We start from the raw sequence: 19056 nt of genomic DNA, 5'->3' as shown, positions 1-19056 counted from the left end.
CCGCCAAGGGTTGATTTTCCGACAATCGCGGTGCGACATGGCGTGGGTGTGAACGGAGTATGAGAGATGAATGAGTTGAAGGTGGCGGCAATGTCAGCGCGCGAAAATGCCTATGCCCCCTATTCCAAGTTTTTAGTGGGGGCTGCGATCCTTACTCCGTCCGGGGCCGTCTTTTCAGGCTGCAATGTTGAAAATGTCGCCTACCCGCAAGGAACCTGTGCCGAAGCGGGCGCAATCGCAGCGATGATCGCCGCAGGCGAGCGTGAGATTGCGGCCGCCTATGTGATCGCAGGAAGCCCGACGCCCGTGCCCCCCTGTGGTGGCTGTCGCCAGAAACTCGCTGAATTCGCCGGAGCAGACGTGCCCATCACAATGGCGACGACGGGTGGAACCGAACAAACAATGCGCATGGACGAACTTTTGCCCGGGGCCTTTACCGCCGACCATATGGAACCCCGGTCATGAGCGATGCCCGCACGATAATCAGCAAACTGCGCAACCGTCAGACTCCTTCGCGCGAAGAATTGAACTGGTTTGCCCAGAGCCTAGCAGACCATACTGTCACAGATGCGCAAGCCGGGGCCTTTGCCATGGCGGTGTGCCTGAATGGTCTCGGTGATGTGGGCCGGGTCGCACTCACGATGGCAATGCGCGATTCGGGACGGGTGCTGGATTGGAATCTGGGTGGTCCGGTTCTGGACAAGCATTCCACCGGCGGGATCGGCGATTGTGTGAGCCTTGTCCTCGCTCCGGCCCTCGCCGCGTGCGGTGTATTCGTGCCAATGATCTCAGGGCGAGGCCTTGGGCACACAGGCGGTACGCTCGACAAACTGAGCGCGATCCCGGGTCTGGCCACCGAACTGAGTGTCGAACAGTTGCGCGATGTGGTGACCCGCGCAGGTTGCGCCATCGTTGGTGCCGGGGCAGACATCGTACCTGCAGACAAGCGGCTTTATGCGGTGCGCGATGTGACCTCGACTGTAGAAAGCCTTGATCTGATCACCGCATCGATCCTGTCCAAGAAACTGGCAGCAGGGCTTGATGGCCTTGTGCTGGACGTCAAAGTCGGTGCGGGTGCGTTCATGAAGGACCGCGCAGCGGCAAACGAACTTGCCGAAGCGCTGGTAAAGACAGCGAACGCTGCGGGCTGCAAAACCACGGCCCTGATCAGCGACATGAGCCAGCCGGTGGCCCCCGCCCTTGGTAACGCCCTTGAAGTGGCGGAAACGATGAAGGTCCTGACCGGACAGACCAAGGGTAAACTCGTTGAGATGTGTGCCAGCCTTGGAGGCGTACTGCTGGCCGATGCGAATTTGGTCGAGGATGTTCAGGCGGGTGCCGATGCAATCACCGGCGCGATTGCCGATGGCCGCGCAGCTGAACGCTTTGGCACGATGATCGCCGCAATGGGCGGACCGGTTCAGTTCGTCGAGAGTTGGGCGCGCTTCTTGCCAGAAGCCACGGTTATCCGCGAGATTGCGGCACCTGCATCAGGTTATGTCACTGCGATCGACGGCGAAGCGCTGGGTATGGCAGTTGTTGATCTGGGCGGTGGCCGCAAAGTCGAAGGTGAGGCCCTGAACCTTGCTGTTGGCGTGTCAGATGTCGTGCGTATCGGAACACAGGTTACACGCGGCCAACCACTGGCTGTGGTGCATGCGGGACGCGCAAGTGATGCCGATCAGGCAGAAACAGCACTGCGCGCCGCGATCACCATTTCCGCCAGCCCGGTTCCGGCACCCGACTTGATCCTTGATCGGATCGGATGATGGGCCGCGCCTTTCTTGTCGTCATGGATTCGGTAGGCATCGGCGGTGCACCAGACGCAGATGCCTATTTCAACGGCACTGTGCCAGACACCGGCGCCAATACACTTGGTCATATCATTGACGCCTGTGCCGCAGGTGCAGCTGATCAGGGACGCAGTGGGCCGCTGGCTGTGCCGACGCTTGATCAAATGGGCTTGCGCGAAGTTATGGCCTTGGCGGCAGGCGGCACAGCATCTTCGACTCGCTCAGGCGCCGCAACAGAGGTGTCGCGCGGCAAAGATACCCCGTCGGGCCATTGGGAATTGGCGGGCGTACCAGTGCCATGGGATTGGCATTACTTTCCCAACGACACGCCATCCTTTCCATCGGATGTTGTGCGGGCGGTTTGCGATGCAGCGGGAACTGACGGGATTTTGGGAAACTGCCATTCATCAGGCACCGACATCATCACGCTTCACGGGCCTGAGCATATCAAAACGGGTTGGCCCATTTGCTACACCTCGGCGGACAGTGTGTTCCAGATTGCAGCACATGAAGAGCATTTCGGCCTCGACCGACTGCTCGATCTCTGCGCGGCCGTTGCGCCCAAACTGCACCAGATGCGCGTAGGCCGCGTGATCGCGCGCCCTTTTGTGGGAGACCCTGGATCATTTCAGCGAACCGGCAACAGAAAGGACTATGCGATCACGCCGCCCGCCCCAATCCTGTCGAACTGGGTGCGGGATGCAGGGCGCCACGTCTATGGCATTGGAAAGGTTGGAGATATCTTTTCAATGCAAGGTTTTGACGAGGTCCGCAAAGGCGACGATGCCACCTTGATGACCCACCTGTCTGATCTTGTGGATAGCGCTGAAGACGGCAGTCTGACCTTTGCCAATTTCGTCGAGTTTGACAGCCTTTACGGGCACCGCCGGGATGTGGCCGGCTATGCACGACATCTGGAGTGGTTTGACCGCGAAATCGGTGCGCTGCGCGCGCGCCTGCGTCCGGGGGACTTGTTGGTGCTGACAGCTGACCATGGCAATGACCCCACGTGGGTCGGCACCGATCACACCCGCGAACGTGTGCCGGTACTGGTTGAGGGCTACGACGGGCCACCACTGGGGTTGATGGGTTTTGTCGATGTGGCGGCCCTCGTGGCGGAACATCTGGGCGTTTCACCAAAGTGAGCGCACTGTCGTGCGCGCACGATTCAATTTGTGCTGACGCACGTGCCTTGGGGCGCTGCCCCAAACCCCGGGATTTTTCTCAATCAGAGAAGCAGGGCGGAATGAGTCAGGGGATTGTCCTTGGCGGGCTGGCGCGGCACTAAGGGGTAAGCAAGGAGCCTGCCGCTATGTCTGACCACCTCACAATCGTTGATCACCCCCTCGTCCAGCACAAACTGACCATCATGCGCGATGCAGACACGCCGACGGCTGTGTTTCGACAGTTGTTGCGCGAAATCAGCCAATTGCTGGCCTATGAGGTGACACGCAATCTTGAAATGACGACAAAGCGGATTGCGACCCCAATGACCGAGATGGACGCGCCGACCCTGGCGGGCAAGAAACTGGCGCTCATTTCGATCCTGCGGGCAGGCAATGGATTGCTGGATGGCGTGCTGGAGCTGATCCCATCAGCGCGTGTTGGTTTTGTCGGTCTTTACCGGGATGAAGAGACCCTGCAACCAGTCCAGTATTACTTCAAAGTGCCCGAAGCGTTGGAGGATCGTCTGGTCATTGCGGTTGATCCGATGCTCGCCACCGGCAATTCGTCCGCCGCGGCGATTGATCTTTTGAAAGAGGCCGGCGCGACCAATATCCGCTTTTTGTGCCTGCTGGCTGCCCCCGAGGGAATCGCGCGTATGAAAGAAGCCCATCCCGACGTGCCCATCGTCACCGCGGCGGTTGATGAGCGCCTGAACGAGGTAGGATACATCGTTCCGGGCCTTGGCGATGCGGGTGATCGCATGTTTGGCACCAAATAAAGCCACCTGCGGCTTTACTAACAAGCGCGTTTGAGGCATCATTTCTCCTATATCTTGTGGGGGATATGATGAATTTAACAAGAATTGCCGCGATCACTGTCATTGGACTGGGTTTTGGCACCGGTGCTGCACAAGCTCAGACCACCAGCGCTGTTCAAGCACCGGCTGAGCTGCCGCCGGCGTCTTATCGTGGCGCGCAATACGTCGACAGCAACGGATGTGTGTTCATTCGTGCAGGCATTGATGGCAACATTAACTGGGTCCCGCGGGTCAACCAGCAACGCCAACTGATTTGTGGGCAGACGCCCACGCTCAGTGGAACGCAAAAGGCGATTGCTTCAGACTCCACTCAGCCAGTCCTCGCCGAAACCACAGCCCCCCAAGCTGACCCCCCTACCGCAAGGCCACAAGCGAGACCCGCCCCCGCGGCGGTTGCAAGCAGCACCGCGCCAGCTGCTGCGATACCGCAAGTTGTGCGCACAGCGCCCAAAGCGACCCCCGCAGCACCAGTGGTCACGCCGCGCACGCGTATTGTGCCACGCCAGGTTTACGAAACGCGGCCCCGGCAGGACGTTTTCCCGGTTCCAAAAGGATACCGTCGCGTGTGGGACGATGATCGTCTGAACCCGCGCCGTGCCGAACAATCGCTCGAAGGCGTTGCTCGCACCCAGCTGGTCTGGACCCAGACGGTGCCCCGCCGCCTTGTGGATCGCACGTCTGGCAAGGATGTGACGGCCACCATCGCATTGGTTTACCCATACACGGACATGGAAACGCAGTTTCGCGAATTGGGCAGTGTGACCCTTGTTTACCGCGACGGCCAATTGCAAAAACGGATTGTGCGCAACAAGGCCAAGACCCGTGCGCCGACGGTGTCGACACGTTCCGCCATCGAGCCGGTCGTTCCAGCCAAGGTCAAGGCAGACAGCAAGGGTCGTTTTGTGCAGGTCGGCACCTACGACAAGCCAGCCAACGCCCAAGCCGCCGCGCAACGTATCATACGCGCAGGTCTGCCAGCACGCATTGGCAAGATCCGGCGCGGACTAAAACGCTATCAGGTTGTGGTCGCAGGGCCCTTTGAAAGTTCAGACAGCCTTGCACAAGCACTGAACACAAGCCGCGAGGTCGGTTTCAAAGATGCCTTTGTGCGCTAAGCGCTAGAGTGTAAGGCGGATCCTGATCCGCCCTACGCTCAACTTTCGCAAATGGATTGAAGCTGTAGCCAATCACGATCGGGCATCACCGGGTCAGATACTTGACCGGCCATTGGGTCCGCCTCGATCAACTCTAGCGTTTGTTCCCCCGAAATGTCGCGCGCCCGCGCATATGGCGTACTGCGCAATGCGGCGTCTGCGAATGCGGGTAGGACCTCTTCAGCGGGCAAGGTGGGTGCAAAGCGTGACAGCTGCGCAGCGGTGAAGTCATCCAAAGCCTTGGGCGGGACAGCGCCTGTGGTCAGCAAAGTGACAGAGGCGCGAACGCCGGCGTGTTCGAGCAAGGTCCGCAAAGGGGGCACGGCCACACTGCGTGCCTGCTCGACCAAGGCATAGCCCGCCGCCACATCCGGTTCTTCGTAGTCTTCCACCAAAGCGCGGTTAAGAAGAATTGTTCCACCGGGCAGCGCCAAGGCCTCGCGCACACCACCGGGCACGATCACAATCCGTGCAGCCCCAGTACGTCGCGCCAGCGCCGTCAGGGCGTCGCGGGCCTGCACACTGCGGCACCGCACGCCGGACACACGTTCGATGCGCACAAGCAAAGCAGCGCCAATTTCTGCCTCCTTCACCGGGGGAACGACCCGCATTGCATGATCAACCAACGCGCTGGGCAGCCAAAGCACAGCGAGCGCGCCAACGGCCAATGCCGACACCGCAGCCCCCATCCAGCGCAAGCGCCCCGGGTGCGGACGGGCACGCGCCACAGCTTGGCGCAACGTGTCAATCGCCTCGATCATCTCGGTTTCTGAGGCGGCAAATTCCAGCGTCTCACCCGGATCTCCATCGGGGTGAAAAACAATGCGGCCATCCACATCTGCCGCACGTTCAATTGCAGCCAGAGACCAGTGGGTCACCGCACGGTTGTTGATATCACTGATCACCAGAGTGGCATCGCCAATAGACACGAACACCTCGCGCCGTTGCCCATCAGGCGCGCTGCGCCACAAGCCCGTCGCTTCGAGCCGCTCATATTTGCTCAGTGCCGTCATGTCAGTGTGTGCCGGGCCCGCTCGTGCCTCTTTGTAATTGTCACAACACTAGCATGCGTGACCGACAGCGCCAAGCGATCACAAATGCGTGCAACCAAAGCGCGATTTGACGCGTAGGCTTTTCTTCGTAGGCTCAAAGCATATCGAAAGGGGCCAAGAAACGCGCCGAAGCCAATGGCAAGGACCCATGGTTCCTCCGCGACCCGCGCGTGAAGGGTATGATCGAATCCGAAGGGTGTCTCGGACCCGCCATTGATAATGGCTTATATAGAAGAGAATTTCTGAGCGATGCGTCCTCTTATTGCTGCCGTGTGTTGCGCTGTACTGCCAGCATTTGGGCAAAGCTCATTTCCGGTCAATATTGGCGGGCCTTACACACTGGTCGATCAGAACGGGGGGGTACGCACAGAGGTTGTTGCGAACAGCAATGCGCAGCTCGTGTTTTTCGGGTGCGCAAATTGTCTCAACATCCGCTCAGCTGCCCTGCGCCTGATGGCGCAGGATGTTGATGTGCGCGCCGAAGACGGGATTGATGTGACCCCGGTGATGATCACCGCCGCCCAACATCGGGATCGGGGGAACGCAATGAGTGCGCCCCTCGCCGACATCCATCCCGAGTTCGTCGGGCTGGCCAGAGATTAGAGTGCCCAGCAAGCGGCCTATGCCGCCTTTGCCGTCGAGATCACCCGTTGTTCGAGAACCCGGGATATGGCTGGATCCATGCCCATGGCAGGTTTGTGCATCTGGTGGATGCGGAGGGCGAATTTCTGACCTTGCTGCGTCCGGTCTTGGATTTGGGTCAAATGGTGAGCGTTGCGCGTGGATATCTGGACCCGCAAAGCTAGGGCACATGGTTTTGCGCTTTACGGTCTTAACCTAAATGATCTGCTCCGGGGGTGTTAGAGCGCGCACCACCGCGCTAAATTTAGTCATAAGAAACGGGTGATTTTTCGACTTCTTTGGCGACTAGTCCGTAGGGCGTCGCGATTTGCCATAAATGATCTGGAACCATGTTCTTCATTTTGGCAGGCAATGCACGGCGCGCTCAAGCCCCGGATAATCTGGGTTGATGAACTGGCGCGCTGTCCCACAGGCAGTTGGGTCGGTCATCCGGGACACCCCGCAATCAGTGCACGGGGATGGCGGAACCGGATCGCGCAGGGTCAGGAGAACTGTTCTGAAATCAGCCGCTCCTCCAACCCGTGACCGGGATCAAAAAGGATACGGTGAACCACGGCCGGTTCGGACTGGATTTCAACTGACACTACATTTCGGATGGCGCGGGAGTCCGCTTCGGCCATAACGGGGCGTTTTTCGGGTTCAAGAACCTCAAAGCGCACGCGTGCCATTTTGGGCAACAAAGCCCCCCGCCATCGACGCGGGCGGAACGCTGCAACAGCCGTTAAGGCGAGCACGTCAGAACCAATCGGCAGCACAGGTCCGTGGGCGGAGTAATTGTAGGCCGTGGAACCAGCGGGGGTTGCGACCAGTGCACCGTCGCAAACCAACTCATCCATGCGCAGCCTATCATCCACCGATATACGCAGTTTGGCCGCTTGCGGCCCCGCACGCAGCAGCGACACCTCGTTTATGGCCAAGGCTTTGTGTTCATGCCCATCCACATCTCGAGCGCTCATCGTCAATGGGTTCAGCACTGCCTCTTCCGCTGCATCAAGGCGCGCTTCGAGATCCGCCTCTTTGTATTCGTTCATTAGAAAGCCGATTGTGCCACGGTTCATCCCGTAGACGGGGGCATTGAGGTGCTGCGAGCCATGCAGGGTCTGGAGCATGAAGCCATCCCCCCCAAGCGCCACAATCACGTCCGCATCTTCAAGGTCAGCGTCGCCATACCGACCCACAAGCGCGGCACGCGCCGACTGCGCCACAGGTGCGCCGCTGGCAGCAAAAGCGATTTTCAGCGACATATGCGTTTCCTATGGTGGTGTCTTTGTGCCGAAAGAACCATATATTTTCACCCCTTACCAGCATTGCCGCCGATCGCGTGGGATTCGTCGCTTTACATCCTTTGCGCCCGGCGTGGTTTCCGATAGGAAACGGTTCAAATTCAACCCGACTCGCAGATCATCAGGAGAGTGCCCATGAACGCGCCCCATCGCACCGACGGTTTCTTTACCCAATCCCTCGCCGACCGCGACCCAGAGCTGTTTGGCTCGATCCGCGACGAGCTGGGACGCCAGCGCGACGAAATCGAATTGATCGCATCCGAGAACATCGTTTCGGCCGCCGTGCTCGAAGCACAAGGGTCAGTGATGACCAACAAGTATGCCGAAGGGTATCCGGGCCGCCGCTACTATGGTGGATGCCAGTTCGTCGACGTGGCCGAAAACCTAGCCATTGAGCGGGCCAAACAACTGTTCGATTGCGGCTTTGCCAATGTGCAACCAAACTCAGGCTCTCAAGCCAACCAAGGTGTGTTCCAGGCGCTGTTGCAGCCAGGCGATACGATCCTCGGCATGTCGTTGGATGCAGGTGGGCACCTGACCCATGGGGCCAAGCCAAACCAGTCCGGCAAGTGGTTCAACGCTGTGCAATACGGCGTGCGCCGCGACACCCTCGACATCGACTATGACCAGATCGAAACGCTGGCGCTGGAGCATAAACCCCAGATGATCATCGCCGGTGGGTCTGCCATCCCGCGCGTCATCGACTTTGCCCGCATCCGCGAGATCGCAGACAAGGTTGGCGCATGGGTGCTGGCCGATGTGGCACACTTTGCTGGCCTGATCGCGGCAGGGGAATACCCCAACCCGTTCCCGCATGTGCACGTGGCCACGACCACCACGCACAAAACCCTGCGCGGCCCGCGCGGTGGCATGATCCTGACCAATGACGAGGCGCTGGCGAAGAAATTCAACTCCGCCATCTTCCCCGGCATTCAGGGCGGGCCATTGATGCACGTAATCGCCGCCAAGGCTGTGGCCTTTGGCGAAGCGCTCGATCCGTCGTTCAAAACCTACCAGCAACAGGTGATCAAGAACGCACAAGCGCTCGCTGATCAGTTGCACAAAGGCGGGTTAGACACGGTCACGCACGGCACTGACACCCACGTCATGTTGGTCGATCTGCGCCCCAAAGGCGTAAAAGGCAACGCGACCGAAAAAGCGCTGGGGCGGGCACATATCACCTGCAACAAGAACGGTGTGCCCTTTGATGACGAGAAACCGACAATCACGTCCGGCATCCGCCTTGGCAGCCCCGCAGGCACGACGCGCGGCTTTGGTGAAGCGGAATTCCGTCAGATCGGCGATTGGATCATCGAAGTGGTCGACGGATTGGCCGCAAACGGCGAAGACGGTAACGGCGCCGTCGAAGACAAGGTCAAGGCCGAAGTGGCTGCCCTATGCGCGCGCTACCCGATGTATCCCGGTTTGTAAGCCCTTCGCTTTCTTTAGAACACAAAGCCTGCAGGTCAGACTGCGGGCTTTTTCTTTTGCACGTTGGGCCAAATTTGGGGCGTAACAACGTCGTTTGACACATATCAAAGCAGAACAGGATAACAGCCCCTAGGGTCCTTTCATTGGAAAGGAAACCATATGCTCGATAAGGTCACAAAAAACAGCAAATCAGATGCAAACCCACTTGCAGCCGAGGTTGTCGGTTTCGAGCAAGGTGAATATCCCTATCCCAACAAGATCTCGCGCGACGATTACGAGACCGAGAAGGCGGCACTTCAGGTCGAGCTTCTGAAGGTACAGCACTGGGTTGCCGATACGGGCCAAAGGTTTGTGATGCTGTTCGAAGGGCGTGATGCCGCAGGCAAAGGGGGCACGATCAAGCGGTTCATGGAACACCTGAACCCGCGTGATGCACGTGTCGTGGCGCTAAACAAACCAACCGAAGAAGAGCGCGGCCAGTGGTTCTTTCAACGCTATATCAAACACTTGCCCACAGCTGGTGAGATCGTTTTATATGACCGGTCCTGGTACAATCGTGCCGGCGTAGAGCGGGTCATGGAGTTTTGTGAACCCAACGAATACCTCGAGTTCATGCGACAGACCCCAGAATTCGAAAGGATGCTGACCCGGTCGGGCATCAAACTGTTCAAATACTGGTTCTCAGTCACGCAGGAAGAACAACGGCGCCGCTTTGCCTCACGCGAAACCGATCCGCTGAAACGTTGGAAGCTTTCGCCAATTGATCGCGCCAGCATTGAACGTTGGGATGACTATACCGAAGCCAAGGAGGCGATGTTTTTTTACACAGACACTGCCGATGCGCCGTGGACCGTCATCCGCTCCAACGACAAAAAGCGGGCGCGCCTCAACTGCATGAAACACTTTCTTTCGCAGTTGGACTATCCAGACAAAGACACCGAAGTTGCGGCCCTGCCCGACCCGCTGATCGTTCTGCACGCGGACCACGTGGTGCAAAATTCCGATCACATCCTTGCCACGTCCCTGCACCCGCAAACGCGCAAAACCACCAACTAAGCCAACAAAGAAGGACAATACATGTCTCATACACCCCACGAACTTGCCGAGGATTTTCCAGAACACACCGCACTCATGCACGATTTGCGCGAGAAGGATGCCCACTTCGCCAAGCTGAGCGACGCCTATCACACCGCCAATCGGGCGGTGCACCGGGCAGAGACAGATGTTGAACCAACTTCGGACGACCATCTGGTCCAGATGCGCAAAGAACGGATGCATCTCAAAGACGAGATTTATCGTTATCTGATGCAGCAGACTGCGCAGTCATAAAGTTTCCCAGTGCGGTCCGCGCCTATAGGGCAAAGACATCCAGCGCCTCGGAAAAACCCTTGAACTGAACGGGCGACAGTGGCGCGCTGCCCTCCCCATCTACAAGCGCACGCTGCGTCTGCAGGTCACACAGGATCGTGTGACCTGCCACTTTTGTGTGTGCTTCAAGCCTTGCGGCAAGGTTCACAGTCTTGCCGATGCAGGTGTAGGTGGCGCGCGCATCTGTGCCAGCATAGCCCGCCACCACCTCTCCGGTAGCGATGCCAAAGCCGACCTTGATCATACTCTCGCCCATCGCATCGCGTTCTTGATTGAGCACACCCATCATATCGCGCATCTCTTGTGCGGCGGATGCCGCACTTTGAGCGGAGTTCTCCAAAGCCTGCGGCGCCCCAAACAGCGCCATCAAACCGTCCCCAACCATCAAGCTGACAATGCCCCCATGGCCTGTGACTGCATCAAACATCAAAGTGTAAAAGGTATTGAGCAGCTCAATGGTCGCTTCGGGGCTCATATCCTCGGACAAGGCTGTAAAGTCGCGGATATCGCAAAACAGCACCGTTGCCGTCATCCGTCGCCCGCCGATGGTAAACCCCTGTTCGTTCAGATCCTTGGCCACTTCATCGGTGGCAAAACGCTGAAGCAGCTTCTTTTGCTCATCATAAAGCCGCTTCTTTTCCAAACTGGAATTGAGACGCGCATTCAGCAAAGTTTTGTTGACGGGCTTGGGAATGTAGTCTTCAGCGCCCAGTTCGATGCAGCGCACAATGTTGTCCAGCCCCTCGACCGAGGACGTGACGATCACCGGCAAGTCGCGCAAAGTAGGATCTGCTTTCAGGGCCTCAAGCACCTCGAACCCGTCCATCTCGGGCATCTCGATATCCAGCAGCAAGACATCGTACCGACCGGTTTGCAGCATCTGCATGGCAACTCTGCCATTCTCTGCCAATGATGCCCGGTGCCCCAGCATTTCCACGCTGCGCGACATGAGCAAACGGTTGACCTTATTGTCATCCACGATCAGCAGATGCGCTTGGCTCTCAGTCATGCAACCGGGCCTTCAGGGCAGCGGACGTGTCCGCATAGATGGCGTCAAGGGTCGCAATGGCGGTATCATTTTCTGGCAGTTCGGACATCTCCATCGCGCGGGCCTGATCTGCCAGCGCACGGGCACCGAAGACATCTGCGTTGGACTTGATGGAATGGGCCGCGCGCCGATAGTTGTCCGCATCTCGCCCCACAAAGGCGGCGCGCAATTCGGCAAACATGCCCGGAGCCTCACTCAAAAACGTATCGACCAGTTCGGCGGCGAACTCAGCCCCCATTGCATCCGCAAGCTCTGTAAAAACAGCCTCATCGATCAAAGCGTCTGTCATGATGTTTCCTTGATGTTGGGCGGGACACGCAACAGCGCGTCAATCAGGAGGTCCACGCGGATGGGTTTGGCGATGTAGTCGTCCATACCGGCCGCGATGCACATCTCGCGGTCCCCCTGCATAGCGTTGGCCGTCATTGCGATGATTTTCGGACGCGTGTCGCCGGGGTGGTCAGCATGGATGCGGCGTGACGCCTCAAGCCCATCCATTTCCGGCATTTGGACATCCATCAGCACCACATCGTAGTTTTGCCGTGCCACACTTTGCAGTGCTTCTACGCCATTGCTGGCAAGGTCTGTGCGATAGCCCATCTGTTCAAGTAGCCGCGTGGCCAGTTTCTGGTTCACCAGATTGTCTTCGGCCAAAAGGATCCTAAGCGGATGGCGTTTGGCCATCTCTGGATCAGTCTTGGGCTTGTCCGGGCGCGCAGCGGCGACCTTGGGGGCATCAGCGGGGGCAAAGACAGTGACCAGCGTGTCGAACAACTGGGACTGGCGGAGCGGTTTGGAGAGGTAGGCGGCAAACAGGTCTTTCTGCGCATCCCCGTCGCGCAAACCCAACGAGCTGAACAGGATGCGGGGCAGCTCCGGGCGTAGTTTCACCATTGCCTCTGCCAAGGCGATTCCATCCATTTCGGGCATATGCATATCAAGGATGGCAAGGTCGAACGCGGCACCATTTTCAAGCGCCTTCAGGGCCTCACGTGGGTTCAGGAATGTCTGCGCCTGCGCGCCCCACTTCTCGACCTGCAAACTGAGAATTTTCAGGTTCGTCGCGTTGTCGTCTACCAGCAGCAACTGCTTGCCTTCGACTTCGGATTGCGCGCCAGTCAGGCTGCGGGCTTGCGTTTTTGGCAGTGCGGCGGGCTTGGCACGGATGGTGAAGTGGAAGGTGGATCCATGCCCGGCACCATCACTGGTGGCCCACATGGTCCCCCCCATCAATTCAGCCAAGCGTTTTGAGATGGCGAGCCCCAGACCGGTGCCACCATATTTGCGGGTTGTCGAACTGTCGGCCTGACTGAAGGACTGGAACAAACGCTCCATCCCGTCTTTGGTCAATCCGATACCGGTATCACGCACCGTTATGTTGATCAGAACGGCACCATCAGTCTCGGGTTCGGAGGTCACAGACAACACAACTTCGCCCTCGTCCGTGAATTTCACGGCGTTGGACAAAAGGTTCAACAAGATTTGCCGCATACGCGTCAGGTCAGCACTGATCGCAGCAGGCATTTGGTCGTCCATGATATAGGCCAGATCAAGTTGCTTTTTACCGGCAAGGCCGCTCACCAGATCAAGGGCGGATTCAACGCAGTCGCGCAGATCAAAGGGATGATCCTCGATATCCATCTGCCCAGCCTCGATCTTTGAAAAATCGAGGATCTCGTTGATGATACCCAGCAACGCGTCACCACTGTCGCGGATCGTGCGGGCATAATCGTTCTGTTCGGGGTCTAGGGGCGTGTCCATCAACAGCCCGCTCATTCCGATCACAGCATTCATGGGTGTGCGGATTTCGTGGCTCATTGTCGCCAGGAAGGCACTCTTGGCCTCGTTTGCCTTTTCCGCAGCGGCGCGTGCATCCTGTGCTTCGCGGAACAGGCGCGCATTCTCGATGGCGATCACAGCCTGATCGCAGAAGGTCTGCGCCAAGGCAATTTCTTCGTCAGTGAAGGCCTTTTGTTCAAAACGGAAGATGTTCAGGGTGCCCGCACAATCGTCACCGTGGATCAGCGGCAGCATGATCGTCGACTTGATCCCCACGCGCTCTCTGATTGTTTGGTCCATGGGCGAAAGCTCGGCCCTATCCCAATCCGGTGTGTGCAAGACTTTGCGAGATACGACGGCCTTGGATGGCAGATTGTGGTCCGGGTCAATTTGAACGCTAATTTCGGCGGGTTTTTCAACCAAACCATCCCGATTTGCGACGGCCACCTGCGACAGTGTCTCCTGCGTCTTGATCAGAGCAACCGCCATATCGCAGTCGATCAGTTTCACCGCCGATTTCACGATTTCCTGGAACACCGGAGTGGTATCGTTTGGTGATCCGCTGATGACGCGCAGGATGTTGGCACTGGCAGTTTGCCGGGCGAGGGCGGTCTGTGTTTCGTTGAAAAGACGGACGTTTTGGATCGCGATAGCGGCCTGATCGGTGAAAGCCTTCAGTTGTTCAAAGTGTCCCTCGTCCGGGATGATAGATTCTGGCCAGGCGACAATAAGGACCCCCCAAGTCTGCCCCTTTGTCATCACGGGCATACCGACGATGTGCTTGAACCCATGTATGCGCGCCGTCTCCCAGTCAAAGTACGCTTCTGGGTCTTGAGCATTTTCCAAATGATATCGCCCACCACGCTCGATTGTCTTACCGGCGATCGAGGTTTCCCTTGTCGGCATCGGATAGTCTTTGAGGTATTCCTCCATGAATTCTGGCGTGAATCCGCTGCTGGAGCGGTAATGGATCATACCGTCCTTGTAGCGCCACAACATACAGAACCGCGCGTCGCACACTTCTGTGGCGCTGCGGGTGATCCGGTCCAGGACCGGTAGCAGATCATCCGGCGACTGCGAGATCACGCGCAGGATTTCCGCACTGGCTGTCTGCCGCGCAAGGGATGTTTGTGTTTCGTTGAAGAGCTGCGTGTTCTGGATTGCTATGACTGCCTGATCCCCAAAAGACTCCGCCATGGTGATTTCACCATCGCTAAAAGCCCCGGCCTGCAGGCGCAGAAACGCGATCATGCCAAAACATTTCTGACCGCTGAGCAATGGGATAGCCAAAGATGCCCGGTATCCGCTTTCTTTTTGTATCGCCACGTCTTTTGGCGGCAAATCCTCTTCCAACCAGTCCGTAATGTGCCATTTCTTTTTTGAGACAATTACGCTGGACGGTATGTTGTCGTCCGGATCAATTGGGTGACGCGTGCGAGAAAAATCAGACGTATGACCTTGTTGAGTCGCAACGGCGGCCTGCCAGAGGCACGTATCATCAGAAAGAATAAGGACGGCCCTGTCACAGGATACCAAGCTGATGGCAGAGCTTACGATCTCTTCAAATACAGGCGCAACATCGGTCGGTGACTCGCTGATTGCCCTCAATACGTCGGCACTTGCTGTCTGCCGCGCGAGGGCGGTTTGGGTTTCGTTGAAGAGTCGCGCGTTTTCGATGGCGATAACGGCCTGATCCCCAAAGGACTGAGCGAGCGCAATGTCATCGTCCGAGTAGGCTCTTTTTTCGCGGCGGGCAAAAACAAGGAGGCCCAGAAACTTGCCCTTGCTGATCAGCGGCACATAGAGCGCCGAATTCACACCGTAGTTCTTGTGAACCACACGCTCATGCGCAGGCAAATCAAGCGCGGTCCAGTCGGGCAGATGCAGTACTTCTTGGCTGAGGATAGCGCGCGACGGGTAATTTTGTTCGGGATCTACGGGTATGTTTTGAGGGCCCAGATCATCAAGAACGCCATCGGGCGTCGCACCCGCCAGAGGTGAATAGGTTTTCCCGTCGCTTGTCATCACAAAAGCCAGATCGCTCGTCAGCAACGCTGTGGCGGCAGTGCAGATTGCCTCAAACACCGGCAGCACATCAGTCTGCGCCCCGCTGATGACGCGCAGAATATCCGCGCTTGCGGTCTGGCGCACGAGGGCGGTCTGGGTCTCGTTGAAAAGCCGCACATTATGGATGGCGATTACCGCCTGATCGGCAAAGCTTTCCAAGAGTGCGATGTCGTCGGCGCTGAATGGGGAAACCTCACGCTTGTATAGCGCCATGCAGCCTATGCCTTCACCCTTGTGGATCAGCGGTATGGAAAGAAAAGTACGTACCCCCTCTTCATCGACTGCGTGGCGTCGGATCTCCTCGCCGTTGCGGTACCCGTCCGTGTCTTTCAAGTCCTCGATGAGCACTGCTCGTTTGCTTATGATTGATGCTGCGATTGACAGCGGGCCATCCAAAGGCCACTGCGTCTTGCCCACCTCAAGCGCCTGCAATGTTTCGCCGTAGTGGGCCACAAGATTGGCGTGCGTGCGTTCCGGATTGACGATGTTCAGGCTCGACATCGGCGCATCACATAGTTGTGCTGCACGGCTGAGGATGGCCTCAAAGACAGGCTCCAGATCGGACTGAGACTCACTGATGACCCGCAGGATGTCCGCGCTAGCCTGTTCGCGCACCAATGCACTTTCAATTTCAGTGGTACGCTGCTGAACCTCGTCAAACAGACGGGCGTTGTTCAGTGCTATCACGGCTTGCGCAGCAAAGGTTTCCAGCAATGCGATTTGCTTTTTGCTGAATGCAGCAACTTTGCCGTGGGACAGCGAAATCACACCCACGGTCACGCCGTCCTTGATTAGAGGAATGCCCAAAATAGACATGAACCCCGCGGCTTGCGATTTTTCTTTCCAGCCGTAGTCGGGATCCGTCCTGACGTCTTGAATGTAGACTGTCTTGCCGGTCAAAGCGACACGACCAGTTCCCGTATCTTTGCTGGGCTTGAACACCTGTTCAGCAATCACCTCTCTGAAGCGGTCGTTCCCTTTCTGTGTCGCCACGACGTCGTAGATGCCAGTGTCAGGATTGAGCAGCGCGACATATGCCGCTTCGGGTCCACAAATCCGATCCGCCACGCGCAATATGGCTTCGAGCACTGGCTGCACTTCGTTGGGAGAGCGAGAGATGACATCCAGCACCTCAGACGTTGCGGTTTGATACTCAAGCGCCTCAGTGACTTCAGCCGTTCGGGCCTGCACCTCGTCAAATAGCCGCGCGTTGCTGATCGCAATGACAGCTTGGGCGGCAAAGGTTTCGACCAACTTGATCTGTTTCTTCGCGAACCCATATGGCTGAGAATGGGCCAATGAAATGACGCCGACGGTGATACCGTCCTTGATCAGTGGAACGCCCACGGTCGACTGAAACGATCCCAGCCGCGCCGCCTCTTTCCACTCATAGCTGTCGTCGTGTTCCGTATCCTCAATATAGACAGTCCGCCCCAATAGCGCAGTGCGTCCAGTGCATGTCCCTCGTCCCGGTTCAATTGGGTTGGCCTTGAGATACTCAAAGAATTCCGCATCCACGTTCAACGAGGTCACCATGTGATACAGACCGTCCTCCGGGTCCAGCATCGCCACATAGGCATAATGCGGTTCGCAGATGCGGGCTGCGACAGAGAGGATCGCATCCAGTACAGGCATCAACTCGTTGGGCGAGCGCGATATGACATCCAACACTTCGGACGTCGCCGTCTGATACTCCAGCGCCTCTTCGACCTCGGCAGTTCGGGCTTGAGTCTCGTCAAACTGGCGCGCATTTTCGATCGCGATACTCGCCTGATCGGCAAAAGTCTCGACCAGTTCGATATCCGCTTCGGGCGGTCTGTATCCCTTGGGCCAGCCCAAAGAGATCACGCCCCAGACCCGTTTGCCTACGTGGATCGGCACACCTATTGCGAATTCGATGCCCTTGCTGCGCGCAAGGCGGTGGTCGTGGTAATCAGGAGTCGTGGCATCCTCTAACCGGTACGTGTGGCCCAACTTCACAGTCTGCCCTGCGATCGTGTTGTCGTTTAACGCGATTGGGGCCTGAACATCGCTGTCGGCCAATTCATCCTCGCCATACCCGTAGCTGCCACTGAAGTAGGACATGCCGTTCTCAACACGCAGCAGCATGCAGTAACTCGACTTGCTGATCTCCGTCGCGGTTTTGATGATCGCCTCAAACACAGGCTGCGTATCGGTCGGTGACGCGCTGATGACCCGCAGGATGTTTGACGTAGCGGTCTGGCGAGCCAGTGCCTGTTGGGTCTCATTGAATTGTTGCGTATTCTCGATTGCAATGACAGCCTGCGCGGCAAAGGTTTTGAGCAGGACAATCTCACTGGCCGTGAACGGGTTCACCTCCTGCCGAAAGAGCGTGATCAGACCGATGGCCGCACCATTCAGGATCAGCGGGACAAAGAGAATGCTCCGTATGTCGCTTTCGTCTACCATCGATCGGACAACTGGGCTGCTCGCCTTATAAAGATCGCTCTGCCCCATGTCGGGCAATGCGATCAATTCGGCGTTCAGAATGCATCTGGCGGCATAGGACAGCGACGCGTCCATTTTCATTTGACCGCTTTCGTAAAGCGCTATTCCAGCCGGCGCCATTCCGATATGCGCAGCAAGCCTTTGGTGGGGGTCGCCCGCGCGCGCGAGGATGAGGCCCGCCATCGGCGCGTTACACAGGGTTCTGGCGTGGTCGAGGATAGAGGCGAATATCGGGGCTTCATCATGGCGCGATGCGTTGATCACTTGCATGATCTCTGACATCGCAGCCAGCTGGGCCTGCAGATCATCTGGGCTTAGTTTGCTACGCCCCGTGTGACCGGACCCAATTTCGGACGAAGATTGATCTGCGTTGTCCGAGTCCTGTTAATCCCCCGCCACTCAAGATATCGCATTCAAAAACGACTTAGATGCTAAATAGAACACTCCGAGCTTAGGGGCGTCAGGCGGGCTGAGGCAAGCGATCTATGCTGTCAGGCTGACTGGTGTGCACTTTGTCACGCCGCTGCTCATGCTTTGACCCAATTGGTGTGGCGCACCGCCAGCAGCCAATTCTAAGCGCGTCTGATCAACCCAATGATAAACAGCAGTATGATCGCGCCAATCGTGGCATGGAATATTGAGGAAATGAGCCCACCGCCAACCGAAAACCCGAGCGCCGGGAATATCAATCCTGCCACGAATGCGCCAACGATCCCTACGATTATGTTGCCCATCAGTCCAAAGCCGCGACCTTGCATAACCTTGCCCGACAGCCAGCCGGCAAGTGCTCCGATGATCAACATTGCAATGATGCTTCCGAACGTCATGTTTGTTCCTCTCGTTAGGTTTTGATCAACCCAACCATGCGCTGCCCGCACGAGAATACTCAAGCCTAGTGTTTCTGATGGGCACCGCCTTGGTTATCCCATGCGCCCAGTTGGCCGTTCAGCAGAATCGCTGCTTATGGTACGCTCGCATTCTCAAAC

The 19056-nt window shown here is 57.6% G+C and carries 15 protein-coding genes; 9 read left to right on the top strand and 6 right to left on the bottom strand.

All coding sequences use genetic code 11. The annotated features are described in order from the left end of the window. The first annotated feature begins 66 nt into the window (after positions 1–66). The 5 genes from DHN60_RS00350 (at position 67) to DHN60_RS00330 (ending at position 4892) form a co-directional block, all read left to right on the top strand. Positions 67–465 (top strand): cytidine deaminase, encoded by a 399-nt coding sequence (locus DHN60_RS00350; RefSeq protein ID WP_108835294.1) that lies wholly within the window; start codon positions 67–69, stop codon positions 463–465. After that, positions 462–1769 (top strand): thymidine phosphorylase, encoded by a 1308-nt coding sequence (locus DHN60_RS00345; protein WP_108835293.1) that lies wholly within the window; start codon positions 462–464, stop codon positions 1767–1769. Before DHN60_RS00350 ends, DHN60_RS00345 begins: the two co-directional genes overlap by 4 nt. Further along, the gene (locus DHN60_RS00340; RefSeq protein WP_108835292.1) at positions 1769–2938 is read left to right on the top strand and encodes a phosphopentomutase; all 1170 of its coding nucleotides are present in this window, start codon (positions 1769–1771) and stop codon (positions 2936–2938) included. The genes DHN60_RS00345 and DHN60_RS00340 overlap by 1 nt, the downstream gene beginning before the upstream one ends. Before the next feature lie 167 nt (positions 2939–3105). Beyond that, positions 3106–3738 (top strand): uracil phosphoribosyltransferase, encoded by a 633-nt coding sequence (upp, locus tag DHN60_RS00335; RefSeq protein ID WP_108835291.1) that lies wholly within the window; start codon positions 3106–3108, stop codon positions 3736–3738. A gap of 65 nt (positions 3739–3803) precedes the next feature. After that, a complete protein-coding gene (locus DHN60_RS00330; protein ID WP_234423465.1) occupies positions 3804–4892 on the top strand; it encodes an SPOR domain-containing protein in 1089 nt (362 codons plus the stop codon). 38 nt (positions 4893–4930) lie between these two features. Here the strand turns inward: DHN60_RS00330 and DHN60_RS00325 are convergent, their stop codons facing one another. After that, complete coding sequence (locus tag DHN60_RS00325) at positions 4931–5944, bottom strand: hypothetical protein (protein WP_108835290.1); 1014 nt, start codon at positions 5942–5944, stop codon at positions 4931–4933. Positions 5945–6232: 288 nt separating this feature from the next. On the opposite strand from DHN60_RS00325, the gene DHN60_RS00320 reads away from it, so the two are divergent. Beyond that, positions 6233–6586, top strand: a complete 354-nt coding sequence (locus tag DHN60_RS00320; protein ID WP_108835289.1) for an SCO family protein — start codon at positions 6233–6235, stop codon at positions 6584–6586. Positions 6587–7107: 521 nt separating this feature from the next. Here DHN60_RS00320 and DHN60_RS00310 read toward each other — a convergent pair. After that, complete coding sequence (locus DHN60_RS00310) at positions 7108–7869, bottom strand: NAD kinase (protein ID WP_108835288.1); 762 nt, start codon at positions 7867–7869, stop codon at positions 7108–7110. A gap of 174 nt (positions 7870–8043) precedes the next feature. On the opposite strand from DHN60_RS00310, the gene glyA reads away from it, so the two are divergent. The 3 genes from glyA to DHN60_RS00295 all read left to right on the top strand — a co-directional run bounded on the left by glyA (position 8044) and on the right by DHN60_RS00295 (position 10668). Next, positions 8044–9339 (top strand): serine hydroxymethyltransferase, encoded by a 1296-nt coding sequence (glyA, locus tag DHN60_RS00305; RefSeq protein WP_108835287.1) that lies wholly within the window; start codon positions 8044–8046, stop codon positions 9337–9339. A gap of 159 nt (positions 9340–9498) precedes the next feature. Continuing rightward, entirely contained in the window at positions 9499–10395 is an 897-nt protein-coding gene (ppk2, locus tag DHN60_RS00300; protein WP_108835286.1) for a polyphosphate kinase 2, read from the top strand. Positions 10396–10416: 21 nt separating this feature from the next. Beyond that, the gene (locus tag DHN60_RS00295) at positions 10417–10668 is read left to right on the top strand and encodes a YdcH family protein (protein WP_108835285.1); all 252 of its coding nucleotides are present in this window, start codon (positions 10417–10419) and stop codon (positions 10666–10668) included. A 22-nt stretch (positions 10669–10690) separates the two neighbouring features. Here the strand turns inward: DHN60_RS00295 and DHN60_RS00290 are convergent, their stop codons facing one another. The 4 genes from DHN60_RS00290 to DHN60_RS00275 all read right to left on the bottom strand — a co-directional run bounded on the left by DHN60_RS00290 (position 10691) and on the right by DHN60_RS00275 (position 18897). Continuing rightward, positions 10691–11716 carry an adenylate/guanylate cyclase domain-containing protein gene (locus tag DHN60_RS00290; RefSeq protein WP_108835284.1) on the bottom strand — a complete coding sequence of 342 codons (1026 nt, stop codon included), beginning with the start codon at positions 11714–11716 and terminating at the stop codon, positions 10691–10693. Beyond that, entirely contained in the window at positions 11709–12044 is a 336-nt protein-coding gene (locus DHN60_RS00285; RefSeq protein ID WP_108835283.1) for an Hpt domain-containing protein, read from the bottom strand. Before DHN60_RS00285 ends, DHN60_RS00290 begins: the two co-directional genes overlap by 8 nt. Beyond that, entirely contained in the window at positions 12041–18352 is a 6312-nt protein-coding gene (locus tag DHN60_RS00280) for a GAF domain-containing protein (RefSeq protein WP_108835282.1), read from the bottom strand. Before DHN60_RS00280 ends, DHN60_RS00285 begins: the two co-directional genes overlap by 4 nt. Before the next feature lie 290 nt (positions 18353–18642). Continuing rightward, the gene (locus tag DHN60_RS00275; protein WP_108835281.1) at positions 18643–18897 is read right to left on the bottom strand and encodes a GlsB/YeaQ/YmgE family stress response membrane protein; all 255 of its coding nucleotides are present in this window, start codon (positions 18895–18897) and stop codon (positions 18643–18645) included. Positions 18898–19056 lie beyond the last annotated feature (159 nt).

This window comes from Tateyamaria sp. Alg231-49 (genome assembly GCF_900143535.1).
In the GTDB taxonomy this organism is placed as follows: domain Bacteria; phylum Pseudomonadota; class Alphaproteobacteria; order Rhodobacterales; family Rhodobacteraceae; genus Tateyamaria.
This window is presented reverse-complemented; position numbering and strand designations above follow the sequence as displayed.